The organism is Pseudomonas sp. AE27, from assembly GCF_037113495.1.
Taxonomy (GTDB): Bacteria; Pseudomonadota; Gammaproteobacteria; order Pseudomonadales; family Pseudomonadaceae; genus Aquipseudomonas; species Aquipseudomonas palmensis.
Window position 1 is genome coordinate 4,058,200 of sequence record NZ_CP146966.1, and the last position, 24,301, is coordinate 4,082,500.

The window sequence follows — 24,301 nt, forward strand, 5'->3', positions numbered from 1 at the left end:
AGCCAGATAAGGATATTTGCCATGCGCACCGCGCAATCCCTGCATTTCACCACCCATGACGGCGTAGAGCTGCATTACCGCCACTGGCCGGCCAACCGCCAGCCCGGCCAGCCGCGCCGCGCCGTGGTGCTGTTCCACCGTGGCCACGAACACGGCGGGCGCATGGCCCACCTGGTGGATGAACTCGACCTGCCCGGCCATGACTTCTTCGCCTGGGACGCCCGTGGCCATGGCGAGTCGCCCGGGGCCCGTGGCGACAGCCCGAGCTTCGCGTGCAGCGTGCGCGATGTGCAGACCTTCATCGAGCACATCGCCCGCGAGCATGCCATCGACGAACAGGACATGGCGGTGCTGGCGCAAAGCGTCGGCGCCGTGCTGATCGCAACCTGGGCGCATGACTATGCGCCGAAGGTGCGCTGCCTGGTGCTCGCCTCGCCGGCCTTCAAGGTCAAGCTGTACGTGCCGTTCGCCCGCCCGGGGCTCAAGCTGATGCGCGCCTGGCGCGGCAACTTCTTCGTCAACAGCTACGTCAAGCCGCGCCTGCTCAGCCACGACCCCGAGCGCATCGCCTCGTATGAAAACGACCCGCTGATCAGCCGGCCGATTTCGGTGAACATGCTGCTGGGGCTGTACGAAGCTGCCGAACGCGTGGTGGCCGATGCCCAGGCGATCCAGGTGCCGACCCAAGTGCTGATTTCCGGCGCCGACTTCGTGGTCAAGCGCCAGCCGCAGGAGCAGTTCTTCGAGCGCCTGGGCAGCGTACACAAGGAAAAGCACGTGCTGCCCGGCTTCTTCCACGACACCCTCGGCGAGCGTGATCGCGGGCATGCGCTGGCGCGTATCCGGCGCTTCGTGGAGCACTGCTTCAGCGTGGCGCCCCAGCGCCCGTCGCTGCTCGATGCCGACCAGCTCGGCGCCAGCTGCGCCGAGGCCGAAAGCCTGGCCGCGCCGCTGCCGCACAACTCGCCGGCCGACCTGTACTGGCGCGCAACCCGCGCCGGCCTGCGCCTGGGCAAGGGCCTGTCGAGCGGGGTAAAACTGGGCTTCGACACCGGTTTCGATTCAGGCAGCACGCTGGACTACGTCTACCGCAACCAGGCCACCGGCAAGGGCAAGCTGGGCCGCATGATCGACCGCAACTACCTCGACGCCATCGGCTGGAAGGGCATCCGCCAGCGCAAGCTGCATGTGGAAGAGCTGTTGCGCCTGGCCATCGAGCGCCTGCGCGAACAAGGCGCACCGGTGCATATCGTCGACATCGCCGCCGGCCATGGCCGCTACATTCTCGAAGCCCTGCAGGGCCTGGAGCAGCGCCCGGATTCGATCCTGCTGCGCGACTACAGCGAGCTCAACGTGCGCGAAGGCACGGCGCTGATCGAACACAAAGGCCTGGCCGACATCGCCCGCTTCGTGCAGGGCGATGCCTTCGATGCGCAGAGCCTGGCCACCCTTGAACCGCGTCCGAGCCTGGCGGTGGTATCGGGGCTGTATGAACTGTTCGCCAGCAACCAGATGGTCGGCGACTCGCTGGGCGGCCTGGCCCAGGCCGTGGCGCCGGGCGGCTACCTGGTGTACACCGGCCAGCCGTGGCACCCGCAGCTGGAGATGATCGCCCGCGCCCTGACCAGCCACCGCGCCGGTCAGGCCTGGGTGATGCGTCGGCGCAGCCAGGTGGAGATGGACCAGCTGGTGGAAGCGGCAGGCTTTCGCAAGGTGTGCCAGCGCATCGACGAGTGGGGCATCTTCAGCGTCAGCCTGGCCCAGCGAGTTGCTGAATGAGCACAGTGCGCGAGCCGGGCCTGATCCGGCGCGGCGTGCTCTGGCTGCTGTTGCTCGGGCCGCTGTTCTTCTTGAGCTATGGCCTGAGCAACACCTTCACCGCCAGGCGCAGCGACGTCGGCAGCCTGGTGTTCGCCTGGGAAAGCAGCATCCCGCTGTGGCCGTGGACCATCCTGCCGTACTGGTCCATCGACCTGCTGTACGGGTTGTCCTTCCTGCTGCCGCTCAGCCGCCTGGAGATAGACCGGCATGCCTTGCGCCTGCTGAGCGCACAGTTGATCTGCATCGCCGGCTTTCTGCTGTGGCCGCTGCGCTTCACCTTCGAGCGCCCTGAACTGCAGGGCGTGTTCGGCTGGCTGTTCGATGTGCTGATGGGCTTCGACAAGCCGTTCAACCAGGCCCCTTCGCTGCACATCGCGCTGCTGGTGATCATCTGGGCGATGTTCGCCCGGCACACCCGTGGGCGGCTGGTGCGCTGGCTGCTGCATGGCTGGATGGGGTTGATCGGTTTGTCGGTGCTGACCACCTGGCAGCACCACTTCATCGACGTGCCCAGTGGCGCAGTGGCAGGCGCGCTGTGTGTGTGGCTGTGGCCCGTGGAGGGCCGGCCGGTACTGGGCAGCCTGCAGCCGACCCGTGACCGCCGGCGCTGGCGCCTGGCCGCGTACTACGCGCTGGGCAGCGCCGTGCTGGGTGGGCTGGCGCTGTATGCCGGCGGTATCGCCCTGTTGCTGCTGTGGCCCGCCCTCGCACTGCTGATGGTGGCGCTCAACTATGCCGTGTTGGGCGTCGAGGGCTTTCAGAAAGGCCCGAGCGGCCAGTTGTCGTATGCCGCGCGCTGGCTGCTGGCGCCGTACCTGATCGGCGCCTGGCTCAATTCGCGTTGGTGGACGCGCCGCCATCCACAGGCCGACGAGGTGTGCGAGGGGGTGTACCTGGGGCGGGTGCCTGCACGAGGTCAGGCGGCATCGTTTGCCGCGGTGGTCGACCTGTGTGCAGAACTGCCGGCGGCACACACGCCGGGCCAGGCCTATTGCAGCCTGCCCTGCCTGGACCTGGTGGTGCCCAGTGCCGAACGTTGCCGCGAGGCGGCCCAGGCCATCGAGCGACTGCGCCAGCAGGGCCCGCTACTGGTGTGCTGCGCCCTGGGTTACTCGCGCAGTGCCTGCGCCGTGGCCGCCTGGCTGGTACTCGGCGGGCGCTGCCAGAACGCACAGCAGGCCCAGCAACTGATCGCCCAGGCCCGCCCCGGGGTCGTGCTGCACCCGGCGCACCGCCAGGTGATCGACAGCCTGCCGGCGGGGGGCGGCCTGTGAGTAGCCAGACCCACCTGGCGCTGGTGGCCAGCCTGTTGCGGCGCGGGCGCCAGGTGGAACGCCTGTCGGACGGCATCAGCCTGCTGGCGCTGGCCTATGGCCTGGCGCCACTTGCCGGCGCGCCGGCCCCTGTGATCGGCGCCCTGTTGTGCGTACTGCTGCTGGCAGCCGGCCTGCTGCAAAAATACTGGGGCATGCGGGTTGCGCTGGACGCCGAGCTGTTCGCGCACCTGGCCACCCAGGCCGCAACATTGTCGCCAACTACCCGCGCGCTGGACCAGGCGCTGTTCGACCTGGGCCTCAAGCCCGCCCCGGTCGACGACCGCGACTGGCAGGCGCGCAGCCGGGCCGCACTGCGCCTGATGCGCCAGCAACTGCTGTGCCTTGGCGTGCAGGTACTGCTGGCGATTGCCGGCATCCTGTGCCTGCCCTGGCTTTCTCTCGTCGGATAAGGACCTCGTCATGCTAGCCGCCCTCACCGCCTTCGGCATCACCTCGGTGGCCCGCCTGATCACGGGCGCCCGCGCCCTGTGGCTGGGCTGTACACCGCAGCCGGTGCAACGCCTGTACTACGCCAACCACAGCAGCCACGGGGACTTCGTGCTGATCTGGGCCTCGCTGCCCCAGGAACTGCGCCGGCACACCCGCCCGGTGGCCGGGGCCGATTACTGGCAAAAACCGGGCATTCGCCAATTTCTGATCAACCGGGTGTTCAACGGCGTGCTGATCGACCGCCAGCACAGCGAGGCTCAGAGCGACCCCTTGCAGCCGATCCATGCGGCGCTGGAGCAGGGCGACTCGCTGATCTTCTTCCCCGAAGGCACGCGCAACCTGGGCGACGAGCCCTTGCTGGCGTTCAAGAGCGGGCTGTTCCATCTGGCCAGTGCCCACCCCGAGGTGGAGGTGATCCCGGTGTGGATCGCCAACCTCAACCGGGTGATGCCCAAGGGCCGTGCCCTGCCCCTGCCGCTGCTGTGCACCCTGAGCTTCGGCGAGCCGCTGCAACGCTTGCCCGATGACAGCAAGCACGCGTTTCTGGAACGGGCACGCCTTGCCCTGCTGGCCCTGGCCCCCAAGGAATCCTGAGATGGACCACAACACACTTCTGCTGTTTGCCGGTATCGGTGGCCTGCTGCTGCTCGCCAGCCTGATCGGGCGCCTGCTCAAATGGCGCGCGGGCCCGGCCCCGCACGCGGTCATCGACAACCTCAATGCGCGCATCAATGCCTGGTGGGTGATGGTGCTGGTGATCGGCCTGGCCTTCGTGTTCGGCAAGCTGGGGGTCATCCTGCTGTTCTATTGCGTGTCGTTCTATGCGCTGCGCGAGTTCCTCACCCTCACGCCCACCCGGCGTGGCGACTACCCGGCACTGGTGGCGGCGTTCTATGTGGCGCTGCCGGTGCAGTACCTGCTGATCGCGATGGACTGGTACGGGTTGTTCAGTATCTTCATCCCGGTGTACCTGTTCTTGCTGCTGCCGATCCTGGCCAGTTTCGGCGGCGATACCACGCGCTTTCTGGAGCGGGCCTCGAAGGTGCAGTGGGGGCTGATGATCGCGGTGTACTGCCTGTCGTCGGTACCGGCCCTGATGACGCTGGATATCCCCGGGTTCGAGGGGCGCAACCTGCTGTTGATCGCCTGGCTGATTCTGGTGGTGCAGATTTCCGATGTACTGCAGTACGTGTGCGGCAAGCTGTTCGGCAAACGCAAGGTGGCGCCGCGGCTGTCGCCGTCCAAGACGCTGGAGGGGTTGCTGGGCGGTGTGGCGCTGGCCACGCTGATCGGCGCGACGCTGTTCTGGATCACCCCGTTCACCTTCTGGCAGGCGGCGCTGATGGCGCTGACCGTGAACGTCATGGGCTTCTTTGGCGGGCTGGTGATGTCGGCGATCAAGCGTGACCGCGGGGTGAAGGACTGGGGGCACATGATCGAGGGGCACGGCGGCATGCTGGACCGCATGGATTCGGTATGTTTCGCGGCGCCGGTGTTCTTTCACTTTGTACGGTACTGGTGGGCTTGAGGGCCCTTTCGCCGGCAAGGCCGGCTCCTACAGGCAACACGTTCACCTGTAGGAGCCAGCCTTGCTGGCGAAGCTTTTCTACTCGGGCTTGCGGTAGCCCTCGATGATCGCCGAGAAGTCCTTGCCACCCTCCCCGCGCAGGCTCATCGCCTGGTACAGCTGCTGCGCCACCGCGCCCAGAATCACCGGCTGGTGCGCCTGACGCGCCGCCTCGGTGGCCAGCCCCAGGTCCTTGAGCATCAGCTCCGCACCAAAGCCACCGGTGTACCCGCGTGATGCCGGCGCCGTCTCGACGATGCCCGGCCACGGGTTGTAGGTGTCCGAACTCCAGCAACGCCCGGTGGAGCTGTTGATGATGCCGGCCAGCACCTTGGTGTCGATGCCCAGGGCATTGCCCAGGGCCATGGCCTCGGACACGCCGATCATCGAGATGCCCAGCAGCAGGTTGTTGCAGATCTTGGCGATCTGCCCGGTACCCACCTCGCCGCAGTGCACGATATTGCGCCCCATCTGCGCCAGCACCGGCTGCAGGGTGGCGAACAGCGCCTCACTGGCGCCGACCATGAAGGTCAGGGTACCCGCCGCCGCGCCGCCGGTGCCGCCCGACACCGGTGCATCGGCCAGGTCCACACCCTGCCTGGCCGCCGCTGCATGCACCGCACGCACGGTCTGCGGGTCGATGGTGCTGCAGTCCACTACCGGGGTACCGGCGCGTACGCCGGCCAGCACGCCGTCTTCGTTGAGGTACACGCTGCGCACATGGGCAGCGGCCGGCAGCATGGTGATGACCAGCTCGCTGGCGCTGGCCGCGTCCTTGGGCGAGGCACTGATCTGCCCGCCGAGTTCGGCCAGCTCTGCCAGTACCTCCTTGTTCAGGTCGAACAGACTGAGCTGATGGCCGGCCTTGATCAGGTTGCGCGCCATCGGCGCGCCCATGTTGCCCAGCCCGATGAATGCAATACGCATGGTCGACTCCTTAACGCAGGCTGATGGTGGTGTTCACGCCATCGTTGACGCTGTCGTCGTCGAACCAGCGCGCGGTGACGGTCTTGGTCTGGGTGTAGAACTGCACCACTTGCTTGCCGTAGGGGCCCAGGTCACCCAGCTTGGAGCCGCGCGAACCGGTGAAACTGAAGAACGGTACCGGCACCGGGATCGGAATGTTGATGCCCACCTGGCCCACGTCGATCTCGCTCTGGAACTTGCGCGCCGCGGCGCCGCTCTGGGTGAACAGGCCGGTGCCGTTGCCGAACGGGTTGCGGTTGACCAGCGCGATGGCCTCGTCGAGGGTGTCGACCTCCAGCACCACAAGCACCGGGCCGAAGATTTCCTGGGTGTAGATCTGCATGTCGGTGGTCACGCCGGAGAACAGCGTGGGGCCGACGAAGTTGCCCTGCTCGTAGCCGGGCACCTGCACGTCGCGGCCATCGAGTTCGAGGGTGGCGCCTTCCTTGATGCCGCTTTCGATCAGGCCCAGCACACGCTCCTTGGCGCGCTTGGAGATCAGCGGGCCCACATCGGTGCCAGGCTCGCTGCCGGCGTTGACCTTGAGCTTGGCGGCCAGGGCCTTGAGCTCCGGCAGCCATTCGCGGGCCTTGCCCACCAGCACCGCCACCGAGGTGGCCATGCAGCGTTGACCGGCGGCGCCGAAACCGGCACCTACCAGGGCATTGAGGGTTTGCGTGCGGTTGGCGTCGGGCAGCACCACGGCGTGGTTCTTGGCGCCCATCATCGACTGCACGCGCTTGCCGTGCTGGCCGGCCAGGTTGTACACGTGGGTACCGACCTCGGTGGAGCCGACGAACGAGATCGCCTTGATGTCGGTATGGGTGCACAGCGCATCCACCACCTGCTTGCCGCCGTGCACCACGTTGAGCACGCCGGCCGGCACACCGGCTTCCAGCGCCAGCTCCACCAGCATCATGGTCGACAGCGGGTCCTGCTCGGACGGCTTGAGCACGAAGGTGTTGCCGCACACGATGGCCATCGGAAACATCCACAGCGGAATCATTGCCGGGAAGTTGAACGGGGTGATGCCGGCGCACACGCCGATGGGCTGGCGCAGGGTGTAGGTATCGACGCCGCCGGCCACGTTCTCGGCGAACTCGCCCATCTGCAGGGTGCCGATGGAGCAGGCATGCTCGACCACCTCAAGGCCGCGGAATATGTCGCCTTCGGCGTCGGCGATGGTCTTGCCCTGCTCGGCGCTCAGGGTCACGGCGATGCGCTTGGAGTGTTCGCGGATCAGCGCCTGCAGCTTGAGCATGATGCGCATGCGCGCGCCGATCGGGGTGTCGCGCCAGGTCTTGAACGCACGCTGGCCGGCAGCGATGGCGGCATCGACTTCTTCGGCGGTGGCAAAGGGTACGCGGGCCAGCACCTGCTGGGTGGCCGGGTTGACCACGTCGCGCCATTCGGTGGTTTTCGACTCGACCCACTGGCCGTCGATCAGCAGCTTGACGCTGTCGACCTTGGTCTGGCCGGGCGTGAGGGATGCGTTCATGAGGGGTTCTCCTGGATTTATTGTTAGGGAGAGAAACGCCGACGCGGCAGCCGCGACGGTGCTTGGGTCCTGGGCTGAATTGGAGTATAGATGTGCAAACTTCTAATAAGAACGCACATAAAAGCCGGACCAACATGCAAAAAAACATCACATCCCTGGGGTCGCTGAACTGGGACGACCTCAAGTTCTTCCTCGAAGTGGCGCGCACGCGCAAGGCCAGCAGCGCGGCCAAGCGCCTGGGCGTGGACTACACCACGGTGTCGCGGCGCATCAGTTCGCTGGAGGTGGCGCTGGGCACGTTGCTGTTCGAAAAGTCGCGCACCAGCGGCTTCGTGCTCACCGCCGAGGGGCAGCGCCTGCTCAGCTATGCCGAGGCCATCGAGAGCACCCTGCACATGGCCTGCGAGCAGGTGTCCGGCTCGGGCGTGGCGCTGTCGGGGCATGTGCGCATGGGCTGCACCGAAGGCTTCGGCAGCTTCTTCATCACCCCGCAGTTGAGCCACTTCGTCGATGCCTACCCGGCGATCTCGGTGGATATCCTGCCGCTGCCGCACTTCATCAGCCTGTCCAAACGCGAGGCCGACATCGTGATCGCGCTGGAGCGCCCGGAACACGGGCCCTATGTGTGCTGCAAGCTGTGCGACTACCGCCTGCGCCTGTACGCCACCCGCGACTACCTGGACAACCACGAGCCGATCCTGCGCAGCAGCGACCTGGCCCGGCACCCGTTCATCAGCTACGTGGACGACCTGGCATTCAGCTCCGAGCTGCTGTACCTGGCCAACCTGCTGCCCACCGCCACCGCACACCTGCGCAGCACCAGCGTGATCGCCCAGTACGTGGCGGCCCAGCAGGGTCGCGGGCTGGCCATCCTGCCGTGTTTTCTGGCCGCACAGGACCCGCGGCTGGTGCCGGTGCTGCCGGGGGAAGTGGAGATTACCCGGCAGTTCTGGATGTACTGCCGGGAAGACTTGCGCAAGCTCAAGCGCATCACGCTGCTGTGGGACTACATCCGCGACGTGACCGAGCGCAACGCGCCCCTGCTGATGGGCGAGTCGCACACGATGAGTTTTGCCGACTAGTCGGAGGCGACCACGATCGCCACGCGGCGGTTTTCGGTGCGGCCGGCGGCGGTGTCGTTGCTGGCCACCGGCTCGCGGCTGCCAAGGCCGCGGGTCTCGACGTTCTCCGGGCGCATGCCCACGCCCACCAGCACCCTGGCCACGCTGGCCGCCCTGCGCGCCGACAGCTGTTCGTTGTAGCTGGCCTTGCCGGACGAATCGGTATGGCCATCCACCCGCACCCGCTCGATGCGCACCGACAGCAGCGCCTTGCCGATACGTTCGACGATCTCGCGGCTCTGGGTGTTGAGTGCATCCAGGTCGCTGCCGAACAGCACCTTGCCGGACAGGCCGAAGGTCCAGCCCTCGTCGGTGGGGGTGAACCCCTCCTGTTTGAGCACGGCTATCTGCTCGGGGGTCAGGCCCTTGGGCGGCGGGGTCTGGCAGCCGCCGAGGGCGAAAAGGGCCAGGGCCAGAAAGGCCAGGTGCAAGCGAAGGTATCGAGTCAGGTGAATCACGGTTCAGCTCCTGTTTTTGCGCTGGACGCAGAGAACTCCGCCTCTGCCGACTGGGGCCCGTCACGGGTGTGACGCTTGGCCTGGTACATCGCCGCATCGGCGGCATTGAGCAACTCGGCCGGGGTACGGCCGTCATCGGGAAACACTGCGATGCCAACGCTCAACGAGGTAACGACGCACTGGCCGTCCGGCAGGCGGATAGGCAGGCTCATGCTGGCGGCTATCTTGTCGGCGATACGCTGGGCATCCTCGAAGCGATGCAGAGGGGTAAGCAGCACCGCAAATTCGTCCCCCCCCAGACGCGCCACCAGGTCGTGCTCGCGCAGCTGCGCACGCACCCGGCTGGCCACGGCGACCAGCACCTCGTCGCCTGCGGCATGGCCGTAGCTGTCGTTGATTTCCTTGAAGCGGTCGCTGTCCAGAAACAGCAGCGCCAGCCCGTCGCCATGCTTGATCGCGTTGCGCAGGCTGCGGCTCAGGCGGCCCTCGAAGAACGCCCGGTTGGGCAGGCCGGTCAGGCTGTCGTGGCTGGCCTGGTGGGCCAGGGTCTCGTTCTCGCTCTGCAGGTGGTTTTGCCAGGCTTCCATTTCGTCGAGCAGGGCATTGAAGTCGTTGCCCAGCTCGTTGAGTTCGGCGATCTGGGTGGAGGGCACGCGCCGGTCGAAGCTGCGTTCGCGCCGCGCCGCATGGGCCACGCTGGCCAGCCCGCGCAGGGGCCCCACGATATCGGCGAATAGTCGGCGCGAGAGGTACAGGGCACTTACCGCGCTGAGCGCCGTGCACAGCAGGATGCCCGCCAGGCCACTGAGCAGAAAGCGCATCAGGCTGCCGCCCTGGCCAACCAGCTCGATGCGCCCCACCTGCTGGCCCTGGTGCACCACCGGCAGCCGGATCGGCTCTTCGAGCAGGGTCCGGGCGATCTTGAGCTCCAGCTGGTCGAGCATGCCGCCTTCGCTGCGCTCCCAACTGGCCAGCAACTGGTCCGCATCGTCGAAGACCTTGACGTTGGCCACTTCCTCGGCCGCAGCAATCAGCGCCAGGGCTTCGTTGGCGGCGCTGCTGTCGTTGAACACCACCGCGGCCTCGACGGTGTAGTTGATCGAACGGGCAATCAGGTGAAGGTTGTGGTTGGCATAGACGCGCAATGCCAGCACCCCCAGCACGGTCAGCGAGATGCCGGCCAGCCCGATGGCCAGCAACGCCACGCCCAGGTGCCCGCGGCTGAGCACCGCGCGCAACGTGGTCCGTTCGCGTGTCTTGAGCCAGCCGATCATGGCTGCAGCGCTCGGCGCCGCGACAATTGCAGCACGCTGGGATGGATGCGCACGCCGCTGCGCGCCACCGAGTCGAGGTTCACGTCAAAGGCCACCTGGGTGTCCTTGACCCGCAGGCAGAACAGGCTGCCGACCGTACAGGGGTCATCCGCTTCGCTGATGCTCAGCACCGGCTTGCCGTTGATCGCGCTGATGAGCTGGCTGCGCGCCTCGCCACTGAGCTTGCCGATGTACACCGCGTCGCACTGGGTGAGGATACGCGGATCCCCCGCCAGCAGACGACGTACGGTCAGCGGCCGGCCGGTGGCCTGGGTGGTCCCCTTGACCAGGTCGTCGGCATATTCGGTAGGGCCGATCAGGCACAGGCGCAGCTGTTCGGGTTCCACCGGCCAGCGCGCGTAACTGAGGATACCCAGTACCACCTGGGTCACTGCCTTGGCCCGCTGCTCGGCCAGTGTGGCGGCTGCGGCGCCCTGGGCCATGCCGTGCAGCGGAAGTACCAGCACCAACGCCGCCAGCAGCATGAGCCTCCAGCGTTTTACACGTCCCGGTGTAAGGGCGGCGACCTTCATATAGGAAATCTCTTAAGACCATGCCTTGCGTGGGGGCAAGATAGCATAACGCCTGCTTTTCCCGCGAGGTCGCCTCCAAGGGCGGATCAGCCGAATCGTCGCCTGCGCCGGCGCCTTACACCTGTTCCAGCATCAGCCCGGAAATACGCTTGACCTTGCGCCGCACCGCCTCCTCGAAAATGCCCTGGCGCGGCTCTATCAGGCTGAAGCAGTCCTTGGCGCGGGTGATGCCGGTGTAGATCAGTTCCTTGGTCAACACCGGGTTCAAGGCGTCGGGAAGCACCAGAACCGTGTGGGAGAACTCCGAGCCCTGGGACTTGTGCACCGTCATGGCGTACACGGTTTCAACCTCACTTAACCGGCTGGGCAGGACGAATCTGACGCCGCCCTGGCCATCGTTCCGAGGAAACGCCACCCGCAGCAACGGTGTGGAGGCCTGGGCGTCCGGCAGGCGCAAGGCAATGCCGATATCGCCGTTCATCAGGCCCAGACCATAGTCGTTGCGCGTCATCAGCACCGGGCGGCCTTCGTACCAGGGCTGTTCGCCATCGATCAGACCGGCCGCCGTCAGCACCTTGCCGACCCGCTGGTTCAGGCCCTCGACACCCCAGGGGCCCTTGCGCACCGCGCACAGCAGCTGGAAGCGCTCGAAGGCGCGCAGCACCTTCAGTGCCCACGCCTCCCAGCGTGGATCGTCAGCGGCGGTATCCGGCGCCGGGCGGGTCTGGCGAATCAGGTGCAGGTACTCACGATAGCCCTGCGGGCTGTCGCCACCGCGGCCCAGCCCCTGCAGCAGCAGGGTGTCGAGCTTGCGGTCGTGCTCGCCACTCAGGCGCAGGCTGTGCACGTCGGCAAGACCTTGCTCGAGCAGCGCACGGGCCTGCTCCGGCTGCTGGCCATTGACCTGGCGCGCCAGCTGGCCGATACCGCTGCCCTCACCAAAGCGGCGCGAATGGCGCAACATCACCACTTGCTGGGGCAAGGGGTCGCGCTGGGCATCGCCCTCGACCAGGCCGCTGCCGGCCAGCAACTCGCCACCGACCTGCTCCAGCCAGCTGCGGGTGGCAGCGCTGTAGCGCCCGGCCTCGGCATCGCGGCACAGGTCGCCCAGCACTGCACCGGCCTCGACCGACGCCAGCTGGTCCTTGTCTCCGAGCAGAATCAGGCGCGCATGCCCCGGCATCGCCGCCAGCAGGTTGGCCATCATTTCCAGGTCGATCATCGAGGCCTCGTCGACCACCAGCACGTCCAGTGGCAACGGGTTGCCGGCATGATGACGAAAATGCCGCGAGCCCGGGCGGCTGCCCAGCAGGCGGTGCACGGTGGAGACATCGCTGGGGATGTTGCTGCGCACGGCGTCACTGACGGCCAGCCGCTCCACCTGCTGGCCGATGGATTCGGTAAGACGCGCCGCTGCCTTGCCGGTCGGTGCGGCCAGGCGGATACGCAATGGGCGCCCGACCTCCACGGCCGGGGCCTGCAACAGGGCCAGCAGACGCACCACGGTGGTGGTCTTGCCGGTGCCGGGGCCGCCGGTGATGATGCTGAACGCACTGCGGGTGGCCAGCGCGCAGGCGAGCTTCTGCCAGTCGACCTGACCGGCCAGCGCCGAGCCTTCGAACAGCGCATCCAAGCGGGCGCGCAAATCGGCGGGCGTGGGTTCGGCCTGTTCCAGGCGTTCGCGCAGGGCACTGTCGATGCGCCGTTCATAGGCCCAGTAGCGGCGCAGGTACAGGCGCTGCCCACTCAACACCAGGGGGCGCGAGGCCTGCGCTTCACTGCTGCCCAGGGCAACCAGCGCGCTGCCTTGCAGGCGCTGGCACCAGGTGGCCAGATCGAGGCGCTCCAGCAGTTGCGAAGGCAGCAGCAAGGGGCCGGCCAGGGCATCGCCCTCGGGTGGCAACGACAGGGCAAAGTCAGGCTCGGCCAGGGTTTCGGCCAGGTCCAGGCACACGTGCCCGTGCCCCAACTGGTGGCTGGCCAGTGCGGCGGCCAACAGCACCAGCGGGTCGGCCTGCGGGTCGCGTTCGCCGAGGAAAGCCACGAAGGCGCGGTCCAGTGCTCGCAGCCAGCCGCGCTCGACCCATCGATCGAGCAGCGCCAGCAGGTCGGCGCCCACCGTCAACGGCGCCAGGGCCGCCAGATGCCCGGCATCCAGAGGGGTGGGCAACAGGTCGTCGAACGTGCGGCTCATGCGCTGTCTCCGGAAAACAGATCAGGTTGCTGCGGTGCGCTTGCGCCGCTGAACAGGGCATCGAGCCGCTCGATCAGCACGCGCGGCGGCTTGATGAAGTACAAGCCCTGGCTGGCCGCGTGCACCCCACGCAGGAACAGGAACACCGCGCCGCCCACATGCCGGTCGTAGTCGTAGTCGGGCAGGCGGGCACGCAGCTGACGGTGCAGGGCCAGCAGGTACAGCACGTACTGCAGGTCGTAGCGATGCTCGAGGATCGCGCCCTCCATCGCCAGCTCGCTGTAGGCCTGGTCGTCGGTGCCCAGCCAGTTGGACTTGTAGTCGGCCACGTAGTAGCGCCCGTCGTGCTCGAATGCCAGGTCGATGAAGCCCTTGAACATGCCATTGAGCAGCGCCGACTGCGCGGCCGGTCGGGCCGCGCCGTCATGGGTGTGGGTGCATACCAGGCGGTCGAGGGCCAGCACGTCGACCTGATGGCTGGCGAACCAGAACTCCATCTCGATCTGGTACTGGCTCAACTGGCCCAGGGCAACCGGCGCACTGTCCGGTGCCAGGTGCAGCGGTGCGTTCAGCAGGTGTTCGAGCCAGTTGCCGAGGGTGTTGATCCAGCCGGTCCAGTCGCGCCGGTTGCAGCGCTGGGCCACGGTCTTGTGCAGTTGCTCGGGCGCCGCGATCACCTGGCCGAAGCCTTCGTGACCGGCCCATTCGAGCAGCCCGTGGAGGAAGGTGCCGGGGTTGGGGCCACGCGGGAAGCGGTGGATGTCGCCGCCCGTCGCCACGACCTCGCGCAGGGCCTGCGGATCGGCCGGTTCGTCATCGAGCAGTTGCTGGGCCTGGGAGCTGTCGGCGGTGAGCAGCTCCTCGCCGATGCGCAGTGCACTGTAGGAGGCGATCCACCAGTTCTCTGCGGCGCGGCGGCGCGGCTGGCGGGCCGGCAGCAGCTCGGCGGTGTTGCGCGGGGCCTGGTAGCGCTGGGTGTCGGCAACCGGCAATACCTGGCTGTGGATGGTCGCGCAACCTTCCTGCAATGCCTGCAGCCAGCCCTCAAGGGCGGTGGAAGCCGGCAGTACAGCGCCGCCGCCCAGCAGGTAGCCGAGCGCGCAGCGGTGCAGCAGCGACTCCTTGCCGGTGCCGCGCTTGAGGTCCGCCACCCCCAGCCAGCACGCGTGCTGGGCACGGGTCAGGGCCACGTAGAGCAGACGCAGGTCTTCGGCCAGGCGCTCGTCATCGGCCAGGGCGATCTGCTCGGCATCAGGGGTCAGGGTCAGCTGGGCATTGCCCTGGGCGTCGTGCCAGCCCAGGGGCAGGCGCTTGCCGTCCACCGGCTTGGCGGTGCTGATGAAGGGCAGGAACACCAGCGGGTATTCCAGCCCCTTGGATTTGTGGATGGTCACCACCTTGACCAGTTGCTCGTCGCTTTCCAGGCGCAGGATCTGTTCTTCACCGGCCTGGCCGGAGCTGGCCAGGTGTTCGCTCAGGTGGCGGATCAGCGCCTGCTCGCCGTCCAGCTCGGTGGCCGCCTGCTGCAGCAGCTCGGCCAGGTGCAGCAGGTTGGTCAGCACCCGTTCGCCATCGCTGCGGCGCATCAGTACCTGGGGCAGGTCGAAGTCGTGCAGCAGGTGACGCAGCATCGGCAGCACGCCCTGGGTGCGCCAGAGGTGGCGATAGTCGCGGAACTTCATGACCCAGTGTTCCCACACCCGCTCGTCCTGGTTGAGCTGGGCCAGCCGGGTCAGCGGCAGGTCGAGGGTGACGCTGGCCAGCGCCGCCTTGAGCAGGCGCTCGCTGTCGGGTTCGGCGCAGGCCTTGAGCCACGCCAGCAGGTCGTGTGCCTCCTGGGCGGCGAACACCGAGTCCTTGTCCGACAGGTAGACGCTGCGTACGTCGCGGGCGGCCAGTTCGGCGCGGATCAGCTGGGCCTCGCGACCGTCGCGAACCAGGATCGCAATGTCCGATGGCAAACAGCCACGCAACGCCTGGCCTGGCTGGACAAAGCCACTGGTGCCCAGTTGGCCGCCGTTGAGCAGGCTGACGATCTGGGTGGCGCAGCTGGCGGCTACCTGTTGGCGATAGACCGCGCCGGACAGCGGCTCGTCGCTTGCCAGGTGCCACAGGTTGAGCGCTGCCAGGGGCTGCCCGTCGACCTGCAGGTGCTCCTTGCGCCCCTGCGCCCTGACCGCCACGAAGGGGACGGGGTTGTCGGCGCCGTCGCGGAACAGGAACGCCCCGCGACCGGCCTCGCGCTGTTCGGCGCGCATGAATACATGGTTGACCGCATCGACCATCGGCTGGCTTGAGCGGTAGTTGGTATCCAGGCTGTGCAGCCGTCCGTGGGTGGCGCGTCGGGCGCCCAGGTAGGTGAAGATGTCGGCGCCGCGGAAGGCATAGATGGCCTGCTTGGGGTCGCCGATCATGAACAGCCCGGTTTCGCGCACGTCCTCCTCGATGCGATAGATACGCTGGAAGATGCGGTACTGCACCGGGTCGGTGTCCTGGAATTCATCGATCAGGGCCACCGGGAACTGTTCGCGGATCAGCCCGGCCAGGCGCTCGCCGGCCGTCCCGCCCAAGGCCGAGTCGAGACGCAGCAGCATGTCGTCGAAGCCCATTTCGGCGCGGCGGCGCTTTTCCTGCTCGAAGCGTTTCGACACCCAGTTGGCGGCGTGTTCGAGCAGGCGGGCGTCCGGGGTCGGCAACGCCTGCAGCTCCAGGCGCAGGCCGGGCATGGCATCCAGCGCCGGGTGGCTGGGCGGCTCGCCCTTCCAGGCTTCGGCCATGCCTTGCGGGGTGAAGCGGGTGAACCCGGTGCCAATATCCAGCTCCACCGCCTGCTCGTCCTGGGCCCAGGCCGCGATCTTCTCGCACCAGGGTTCGAAATAGCGCGGCTGCATCTTGCGCCCGTCCACCTGCTTGGCGGCATGTGCGGCATGGCACAGTTGCAGCAGTTCCTGGGCCCACTGTGCCCAGGGCGCCTTGAGCTGGCGCAGCCGTTCGGCACGTTGTTGCACCACCGCTTCGATCAGCGCCTGTGGGTCGGCGCTGTCTTCCTCGCTCCGCGTGCGGCCGAACAGCGCGCGCACCCTGGGCAGCAATGCCTCGGGGCTGCTCCAGTGGCTGCGCACCCAGGCCAGGGCCTCGCCGTGCATGGGGTAGCAGAAGCGCCGCCAGTAGTCGCGCATGACCTGGCCGAGCAGCTCGCTGTGGTCGGTCTCCAGGGTCTGGGTGAACAGGCTGCCGCTGTCGAACGCGTGCTCGCGCAGCATCCGCTGGCACCAGCTGTGGATGGTCGAGACGGCGGCTTCGTCCATCCACTGCGCGGCAACGTCCAGGCGGTTGGCGCAGGCGGGCCAGGTGTCCGGGGCGTAGTGCTCGCGCAGTTGCACCAGCAAGGGGTCGGCTTCGGGCAGTTCGCCACGGAAGAACCGCGCCGCTTCGGCCAGGCGGGTGCGAATGCGCTCGCGCAGCTCTTTGGTGGCCGCATCGGTGAAGGTCACCACCAGGATCTGTGGCGGCAGCAGCTCGCGCCCGAAGCCCTGCTCGCCGCCATGGCCGAGCACCAGGCGCAGATACAAGGCCGAGATGGTAAAGGTCTTGCCGGTACCGGCACTGGCTTCGATCAGTTGGCTGCCGTGCAGCGGGAAGGTCAGTGCCAGCGGCGGCTGGTGTGCGTGGGCAGTCATGGATGCGCCTCTTCACTGCCCAGGCGTTGCCAGGCGGCTTCGAACATCGGCCGGTACAGTGCCTCGCACCAGCCCTCGAATTCTTCACTCGCGGTCAGCGCCGCGAAATCACTGAACTGCCGGGCCAGTGCGGTGCTTTCGCTGCGCTCGCCGCGGGTGTTCTGGCCGTCGCCGTCGTAGGCCTTGGCTGCGGCCGTCAGGGCTTTTTCAGGGTCACTCTGGCCGAGCCAGCTGAAGGCGGTCTTGATCGCCACCGGCAGCGGCGCATTCATGCCGGCCTGCCGGGCCACCAGCAGGTCGCCGAGCAGTTCCGCGGCACGCGGTTGCTCCAGCGGGTCGAGCAACAGGGTCACGTCGGTGGCGACCACTGCGCTGCTCAACCGGTGCCCCACGGCACACGCTGCCAGGTGCATGACCCAGGTCGCCACCAGTCGGTGCCACTTGAGTGATTTGCCGCTGCTGATGCCGTTGGGCAAGGTGGTGATGCTCAGCAGCGCCTGGTCGTCACGTTGGTACACCCGCCCCAGCCAGCCTTCGAGCCGCAGCTGGCGATACTCGAAGCTGATCGGCAGCGCACTGTCGATCAGGGTTGGCCATTGGCCGAGCAGTTGAGCGTGTCGCAACAGCAGGTCGGGCAATGGCTCGATCAGTTCGGCCTGCAGGCATTCACCGAAGCCGGCCAGCGGCAGCATGCCGCTGCGTTGCAGGCGACGGGCCTGGGCCTGCAGGGCGTCGGTGCTGTTGGTGGGGTCGGCCAGGGCTGCGCCCAGCAAGCTTTCGCTCAGGCTGTAGCGCTGCAGGGCGTCGAGCACGAAGGGCTCTTCGTCGGCCAGGGGGGCTTCGGCGGCTTCGAAGAACACCTTCAGGCGCTGGCTGAAGAAGTGCCGAACGGGGTGGCGCATGAAGTCCTGGAGCAAGGTCAGGCTCAGGGGCTCTTCGGGCACGAAAGGCTCCAGTTGGTCGGCCTCGGTCGGCAGCTGCGTTGGCGGCAGGTGCAGGGCGCGCCATTCGCTGGCATAGCTGAACAGGTTGCTGTGCTTGTGGAAGTAGCGGGCGCTGAACGGTTGCAGGGGGTGTTCCTGCGTCAAGGCGTGCAACAGTTGCAGACCGCCCTCCACTGGGTCGTCGGCCTTGGCCTTGGGGCTGCGCCAGCCGGCGGCGAGGTGATCGCGCAACTGGCCGATGAGCACCGACGCCGGCCGCTCGCTGTTGTCGCGAATGCTACGGCCCACCCAGCTGACGTACAACTGCTCACGCGCCGACAGCAAGGCTTCGAGCAGCAGGTAACGGTCGTCCTCGCGTCGAGAGCGGTCGCCGGGGCGGTAGTCGCTGCCCATCAGGTCGAAGTCCAGCGGCGGCTGCGCACGCGGGTAGTCACCATCGTTCATGCCCAGCAGGCACACCACCTTGAAGGGGATGGCACGCATGGGCATCAGGGTGCAGAAGTTCACCGAGCCGGCCAGAAAGCGCTGGGACAAGCGCCCCTGGTCCAGGCCGGCGAGCCAGGCTTCGCGCACCACCGTCAACGGCAAGGCGTCCTCGAGCCCGACCGACTCGCAGGTTTGCAGCCAGGTTTCGCACAGGCCCTGCAGTTGCACCAGCAGGTAGTCATCGTGTTCGGTTTCGGCCAGGAAGAACACCTGCAGCAGGGCATGCAGGCGCGTGCCCCATTGCGCCGCCGGTGCCGGCTGCGAGAGCTCGGCATGGGCCACCTCGAGCGCATCGAGCAGGGCCACCAGCGGGCCGATCAGGGCAGCATCGAGGCCGCCGATTTCATCATAGGGTTCGATGTCGTCGCAGCTGTCGCCCGTGCCCACCGCATAGCCCAGCAGCATGCGGCGCAGGCCGAATCGCCAGCTGTTCTGCTCGAGGTCATCGGGCAGGCCCAGGCCGGCACGCTGCTGTGCATTGAGGCCCCAGCGCACGCCGGCCCCTTCGATCCAGCGGTGCAGCGTGGGCAGGTCGCTTTCCTTGATCGCGAAGCGGGCACGCAGGGCGGGAACATCCAGCAGATCGAGAATCTCGCTCACCGGGAAGCGGCTGTCCGGCAACTTGAGCAGGTGCTCCAGGGCAATCAGCAGCGGGTCGCGGCCGCGCTGGCCCTGGTCGGTCAGGGTGAAGGGAATGTAGCGCGGGTCGTTGCGCCCAAGCTGGCCGAACACGGCGCGGATGTGGGGCGCATAGGTGTTGATGTCCGGCAGCATCACGATCACGTCGCGCGGGCGCAGACCGGGATCGGCGCTGAAGCGGGCGAGCAACTGGTCGTGCAGGATCTCGACCTCGCGCTGCGCGCTGTGGGCCACATGAAAACGCACCGAGCGGTCCTTGGCCGGGTCGACGGCGGGCCACAAGGCGCGGGTCTCGACCAATGGGCGCAGTTCGAGAATGTCGTCCTGCAACTGGTTGAGCAGAGTGGCCTGCCCGTTTTCGGTGAACAGGTCGATGCGCCCGTCACTGAACACATTGCGATAGCTGCCCGGGTCATCGTAGCTGTCGAGCAGGTTGATGTAGTCCCGGCCCTGCTTGCCCCAGGCCGCAAGCAGCGGATGGGCATGCTGGTGCAGGGTGTCGGCGTCGATCAGGCTGGGCATGCCTTGCTTGCGCTGCTGGCGCTTGTACTGATGGCGCAGCAGGTCCTTGTCGGCGACGATATCGGCCCAGTGGTGACGGCAGGGGTTGTGCACGCATAGCAGCACCTGGCTGAAACGTGCCAGGCCTGCCAGCGCTTCAAGGGCCTGGGCCGGCAACGAAGAAATGCCGAACACGATGACCCGCGATGGCAGGCCCTTGGGGGCTTGTTCCAGTGAATTGATGCGCTCGACGAAACGCTGGTGCACGCCGGCACGGCTCTGGGCCATGCCTTCCTCCCCCACATCCAGCAGCAAGGCACGCCACAGCTCTGCCTGCCAGCAGTTGGCGGGGGCCAGCGCACGGGAGTCGCCACGAGCGTTGCTCAGCACGTGACGTCCGGCTGCCCAGTCCTTCAGCCAATCGGCACGGTACACCTGGTATTGGTCGAACAGGTCGGCAAGGCGCTCGGCCAGCTGGTAGCGCTTGCGCAGGTCGCTGTCATCGGTAAGAAAGCGCTGCAACGGCTCGAAATGCGGCTGATTGATCACTTCCGGCAGCAGGCGCATCAGGCGCCAGGTCAAGGGCGCCTTGTCGAGCGGGGAGGTTTCAGGAATCTCTTCGCGGCCAAGTACCCGGCGGTACAGCTGCCACATGAAGCTACCAGGCAACTGCACATCGATGGCGGCCGCGATGCCGCAACCGCCCTGGTCATCGTCCTGCGGGTCTTCGGCCAGGGCCAGCTTGAGCCACTGGGCGATACCGTTGCTCTGCACCAGCACCATCTCGTTTTCCAGGGGTGCCAGCGGGTAACGCCGCATCAGGCTCACCACCAGGCCACGCAGTTCATCCAGGTGGTTGCCGTGAACGACCATGAATCCCGGTTGAAGCGTGCTTGCATGCGGCATGGGGCATCCCTTGGGCTGTGCGGATTTTGGGGGGAACCTTATCACGGTCTGCGTACAGACCGAGGGCCTGCAGCTTTTCGGCCCACAAAGACAAAACCCCCACCTGCAGATGCAGATAGGGGTTTCGGAATTTAATCTTGACGATGACCTACTCTCACATGGGGAAACCCCACACTACCATCGGCGATGCATCGTTTCACTACTGAGTTCGGGATGGGATCAGGTGGTTCCAATGCTCTATGGTCGTCAAGAAATTCTGTTGCCAGAAGGTCTTGTTCAGACACTCCAGCGAATCGGGTATGTGATGTTTGTGAGGTACAAATCTTCGGCTTACTGTGTCTTCACAACACCGCAATCTGGTCGTTCGACGCAAATTGCTTGGGTGTTATATGGTCAAGCCTCACGGGCAATTAGTATTGGTTAGCTCAACGCCTCACAGCGCTTACACACCCAACCTATCAACGTCGTAGTCTTCGACGGCCCTTCAGGGAGCTCAAGGCTCCAGTGAGATCTCATCTTGAGGCAAGTTTCCCGCTTAGATGCTTTCAGCGGTTATCTCTTCCGAACATAGCTACCCGGCAATGCCACTGGCGTGACAACCGGAACACCAGAGGTTCGTCCACTCCGGTCCTCTCGTACTAGGAGCAGCCCCTCTCAAATCTCAAACGTCCACGGCAGATAGGGACCGAACTGTCTCACGACGTTCTAAACCCAGCTCGCGTACCACTTTAAATGGCGAACAGCCATACCCTTGGGACCGGCTTCAGCCCCAGGATGTGATGAGCCGACATCGAGGTGCCAAACACCGCCGTCGATATGAACTCTTGGGCGGTATCAGCCTGTTATCCCCGGAGTACCTTTTATCCGTTGAGCGATGGCCCTTCCATACAGAACCACCGGATCACTAAGACCTACTTTCGTACCTGCTCGACGTGTCTGTCTCGCAGTCAAGCGCGCTTTTGCCTTTATACTCTACGACCGATTTCCGACCGGTCTGAGCGCACCTTCGTACTCCTCCGTTACTCTTTAGGAGGAGACCGCCCCAGTCAAACTACCCACCATACACTGTCCTCGATCCGGATAACGGACCTGAGTTAGAACCTCAAAGTTGCCAGGGTGGTATTTCAAGGATGGCTCCACGCAGACTGGCGTCCACGCTTCAAAGCCTCCCACCTATCCTACACAAGCAAATTCAAAGTCCAGTGCAAAGCTATAGTAAAGGTTCACGGGGTCTTTCCGTCTAGCCGCGGATACACTGCATCTTCACAGCGATTTCAATTTCACTGAGTCTCGGGTGGAGACAGCGCCGCCATCGTTACGCCATTCGTGCAGGTCGGAACTTACCCGACAAGGAATTTCGCTACCTTAGGACCGTTATAGTTACGGCCGCCGTTTACCGGGGCTTCGATCAAGAGCTTCGCGTTAGCTAACCCCATCAATTAACCTTCCGGCACCGGGCAGGCGTCACACCCTATACGTCCACTTTCGTGTTTGCAGAGTGCTGTGTTTTTAATAAACAGTCGCAGCGGCCTGGTATCTTCGACCGGCATGAGCTTACGGAGCAAGTCCTTCACCCTCACCGGCGCACCTTCTCCCGAAGTTACGGTGCCATTTTGCCTAGTTCCTTCACCCGAGTTCTCTCAAGCGCCTTGGTATTCTCTACCCAACCACCTGTGTCGGTTTGGGGTACGGTTCCTGGTTACCTGAAGCTTAGAAGCTTTTCTTGGAAGCATGGCATCAACCACTTCGTCGCCTAATGGCAACTCGTCATCAGCTCTCGGCCTTAAGATCCCGGATTTACCTAAGATCTCAGCCTACCACCTTAAACTTGGACAACCAACGCCAAGCTGGCCTAGCCTTCTCCGTCCCTCCATCGCAATAACCAGAAGTACAGGAATATTAACCTGTTTTCCATCGACTACGCTTTTCAGCCTCGCCTTAGGGACCGACTAACCCTGCGTCGATTAACGTTGCGCAGGAAACCTTGGTCTTTCGGCGTGGGAGTTTTTCACTCCCATTGTCGTTACTCATGTCAGCATTCGCACTTCTGATACCTCCAGCAAGCTTCTCAACTCACCTTCACAGGCTTACAGAACGCTCCTCTACCGCATCACCTAAGTGATACCCGTAGCTTCGGTGTATGGTTTGAGCCCCGTTACATCTTCCGCGCAGGCCGACTCGACTAGTGAGCTATTACGCTTTCTTTAAAGGGTGGCTGCTTCTAAGCCAACCTCCTAGCTGTCTAAGCCTTCCCACATCGTTTCCCACTTAACCATAACTTTGGGACCTTAGCTGACGGTCTGGGTTGTTTCCCTTTTCACGACGGACGTTAGCACCCGCCGTGTGTCTCCCATGCTCGGCACTTGTAGGTATTCGGAGTTTGCATCGGTTTGGTAAGTCGGGATGACCCCCTAGCCGAAACAGTGCTCTACCCCCTACAGTGATACATGAGGCGCTACCTAAATAGCTTTCGAGGAGAACCAGCTATCTCCGAGCTTGATTAGCCTTTCACTCCGATCCACAGGTCATCCGCTAACTTTTCAACGGTAGTCGGTTCGGTCCTCCAGTCAGTGTTACCTAACCTTCAACCTGCCCATGGATAGATCGCCCGGTTTCGGGTCTATACCCAGCGACTAAACGCCCTATTAAGACTCGCTTTCGCTACGCCTCCCCTATTCGGTTAAGCTCGCCACTGAATATAAGTCGCTGACCCATTATACAAAAGGTACGCAGTCACCTAACAAGTAGGCTCCCACTGCTTGTACGCATACGGTTTCAGGATCTATTTCACTCCCCTCTCCGGGGTTCTTTTCGCCTTTCCCTCACGGTACTGGTTCACTATCGGTCAGTCAGTAGTATTTAGCCTTGGAGGATGGTCCCCCCATATTCAGACAAAGTTTCTCGTGCTCCGTCCTACTCGATTTCATGACTAAGAGATTTTCGCGTACAGGGCTATCACCCACTATGGCCGCACTTTCCAGAGCGTTCCGCTAATCTCAAAGCCACTTAAGGGCTAGTCCCCGTTCGCTCGCCACTACTAAGGGAATCTCGGTTGATTTCTTTTCCTCAGGGTACTTAGATGTTTCAGTTCCCCTGGTTCGCCTCTTGCACCTATGTATTCAGTACAAGATACCTGACTTATGCCAGGTGGGTTCCCCCATTCAGAGATCTCCGGATCAAAGTCTGTTTGCCGACTCCCCGAAGCTTATCGCAGGCTACCACGTCTTTCATCGCCTCTGACTGCCAAGGCATCCACCGTATGCGCTTCTTCACTTGACCATATAACCCCAAGCAATCTGGTTATACTGTGAAGACAACATTCGCCGAAAACTTGTAATTACTCACAAATTTTACCTTAGCCTGAACACACACCAGTGAAAGTGCTGTCCAGTCTATCTTTCTATCACATACCCAAATTTTTAAAGAACGATTCTGATAAAGTTCAGAAATCAATATTCGACGCGAATATTCATTTCTAAGCTTTGACAAATTAGCAAGCGGGGTGGTGGAGCCAAGCGGGATCGAACCGCTGACCTCCTGCGTGCAAGGCAGGCGCTCTCCCAGCTGAGCTATGGCCCCAGCAAATTGGTGGGTCTGGGCAGATTCGAACTGCCGACCTCACCCTTATCAGGGGTGCGCTCTAACCAACTGAGCTACAGACCCAATCGAAGGTTGCTAACCTAATCGTCTTCTTCAATGAATCAAGCAATTCGTGTGGGAGCTTATGAGACAGCTGATGTCGTCGATTAAGGAGGTGATCCAGCCGCAGGTTCCCCTACGGCTACCTTGTTACGACTTCACCCCAGTCATGAATCACACCGTGGTAACCGTCCTCCCGAAGGTTAGACTAGCTACTTCTGGTGCAACCCACTCCCATGGTGTGACGGGCGGTGTGTACAAGGCCCGGG

Annotated in this window: 14 protein-coding genes, 2 tRNA genes and 3 rRNA genes (1 of these 19 cut by a window edge); 6 read left to right on the top strand and 13 right to left on the bottom strand. The window is 64.7% G+C overall.

Translation table 11 applies throughout. The annotated features are described in order from the left end of the window. The first annotated feature begins 21 nt into the window (after positions 1–21). Genes V9K84_RS18640 through V9K84_RS18660 form a run of 5 tightly spaced genes read left to right on the top strand, consistent with a single transcriptional unit; the run spans position 22 to position 5,115 of the window. A complete protein-coding gene (locus V9K84_RS18640; RefSeq protein ID WP_088513836.1) occupies positions 22–1,779 on the top strand; it encodes a bifunctional alpha/beta hydrolase/class I SAM-dependent methyltransferase in 1,758 nt (585 codons plus the stop codon). Continuing rightward, on the top strand, positions 1,776–3,095 hold the full coding sequence (locus tag V9K84_RS18645; protein ID WP_088513837.1) for a phosphatase PAP2/dual specificity phosphatase family protein: 1,320 nt from the start codon (positions 1,776–1,778) through the stop codon (positions 3,093–3,095). The genes V9K84_RS18640 and V9K84_RS18645 overlap by 4 nt, the downstream gene beginning before the upstream one ends. Beyond that, on the top strand, positions 3,092–3,547 hold the full coding sequence (locus V9K84_RS18650; protein ID WP_078481796.1) for a hypothetical protein: 456 nt from the start codon (positions 3,092–3,094) through the stop codon (positions 3,545–3,547). The genes V9K84_RS18645 and V9K84_RS18650 overlap by 4 nt, the downstream gene beginning before the upstream one ends. A gap of 10 nt (positions 3,548–3,557) precedes the next feature. Next, on the top strand, positions 3,558–4,181 hold the full coding sequence (locus V9K84_RS18655) for a lysophospholipid acyltransferase family protein (protein ID WP_058540751.1): 624 nt from the start codon (positions 3,558–3,560) through the stop codon (positions 4,179–4,181). Between the two features lies 1 nt (position 4,182). Continuing rightward, positions 4,183–5,115, top strand: a complete 933-nt coding sequence (locus V9K84_RS18660) for a phosphatidate cytidylyltransferase (RefSeq protein ID WP_043860712.1) — start codon at positions 4,183–4,185, stop codon at positions 5,113–5,115. Positions 5,116–5,193: 78 nt separating this feature from the next. Here V9K84_RS18660 and mmsB read toward each other — a convergent pair whose 3' ends face one another. Beyond that, a complete protein-coding gene (gene mmsB, locus V9K84_RS18665; RefSeq protein WP_043860713.1) occupies positions 5,194–6,081 on the bottom strand; it encodes a 3-hydroxyisobutyrate dehydrogenase in 888 nt (295 codons plus the stop codon). Between the two features lie 10 nt (positions 6,082–6,091). Then, a complete protein-coding gene (locus V9K84_RS18670; protein ID WP_043860714.1) occupies positions 6,092–7,618 on the bottom strand; it encodes a CoA-acylating methylmalonate-semialdehyde dehydrogenase in 1,527 nt (508 codons plus the stop codon). A 134-nt stretch (positions 7,619–7,752) separates the two neighbouring features. On the opposite strand from V9K84_RS18670, the gene V9K84_RS18675 reads away from it, so the two are divergent. Beyond that, a complete protein-coding gene (locus tag V9K84_RS18675) occupies positions 7,753–8,700 on the top strand; it encodes a LysR family transcriptional regulator (protein ID WP_043860715.1) in 948 nt (315 codons plus the stop codon). On the opposite strand, the gene V9K84_RS18680 is transcribed toward V9K84_RS18675, so the two are convergent. From V9K84_RS18680 to V9K84_RS18730, 11 genes are all read right to left on the bottom strand, one after another. Further along, positions 8,697–9,197, bottom strand: a complete 501-nt coding sequence (locus tag V9K84_RS18680; RefSeq protein WP_088513838.1) for an OmpA family protein — start codon at positions 9,195–9,197, stop codon at positions 8,697–8,699. The genes V9K84_RS18675 and V9K84_RS18680 overlap by 4 nt on opposite strands. Next, positions 9,194–10,471 (bottom strand): diguanylate cyclase, encoded by a 1,278-nt coding sequence (locus V9K84_RS18685; RefSeq protein WP_043860716.1) that lies wholly within the window; start codon positions 10,469–10,471, stop codon positions 9,194–9,196. The genes V9K84_RS18680 and V9K84_RS18685 overlap by 4 nt, the downstream gene beginning before the upstream one ends. Then, positions 10,468–11,043: a YfiR family protein gene (locus V9K84_RS18690; RefSeq protein ID WP_043860717.1), complete on the bottom strand. Its 576-nt coding sequence runs from the start codon at positions 11,041–11,043 to the stop codon at positions 10,468–10,470. The genes V9K84_RS18685 and V9K84_RS18690 overlap by 4 nt, the downstream gene beginning before the upstream one ends. Before the next feature lie 115 nt (positions 11,044–11,158). After that, positions 11,159–13,237 (bottom strand): exodeoxyribonuclease V subunit alpha, encoded by a 2,079-nt coding sequence (gene recD / locus V9K84_RS18695; RefSeq protein WP_088513839.1) that lies wholly within the window; start codon positions 13,235–13,237, stop codon positions 11,159–11,161. Then, a complete protein-coding gene (recB, locus tag V9K84_RS18700; RefSeq protein WP_088513840.1) occupies positions 13,234–16,917 on the bottom strand; it encodes an exodeoxyribonuclease V subunit beta in 3,684 nt (1,227 codons plus the stop codon). Before recB ends, recD begins: the two co-directional genes overlap by 4 nt. Further along, a complete protein-coding gene (gene recC / locus V9K84_RS18705) occupies positions 16,914–20,393 on the bottom strand; it encodes an exodeoxyribonuclease V subunit gamma (protein ID WP_088513841.1) in 3,480 nt (1,159 codons plus the stop codon). The genes recB and recC overlap by 4 nt, the downstream gene beginning before the upstream one ends. Before the next feature lie 135 nt (positions 20,394–20,528). Beyond that, positions 20,529–20,644: ribosomal RNA gene (rrf, locus tag V9K84_RS18710) — 5S ribosomal RNA — on the bottom strand. Positions 20,645–20,782: 138 nt separating this feature from the next. Beyond that, positions 20,783–23,672, bottom strand: a 23S ribosomal RNA gene (locus tag V9K84_RS18715). 224 nt (positions 23,673–23,896) lie between these two features. Further along, a tRNA-Ala gene (locus V9K84_RS18720) sits at positions 23,897–23,972 on the bottom strand. Between the two features lie 7 nt (positions 23,973–23,979). Beyond that, positions 23,980–24,056: transfer RNA gene (locus V9K84_RS18725), tRNA-Ile, on the bottom strand. Between the two features lie 84 nt (positions 24,057–24,140). Beyond that, positions 24,141–24,301 (bottom strand): 16S ribosomal RNA (locus V9K84_RS18730) (it continues 1,376 nt past the right edge of the window). The 16S, 23S and 5S rRNA genes sit together here with 2 tRNA genes alongside, the layout of an rRNA operon.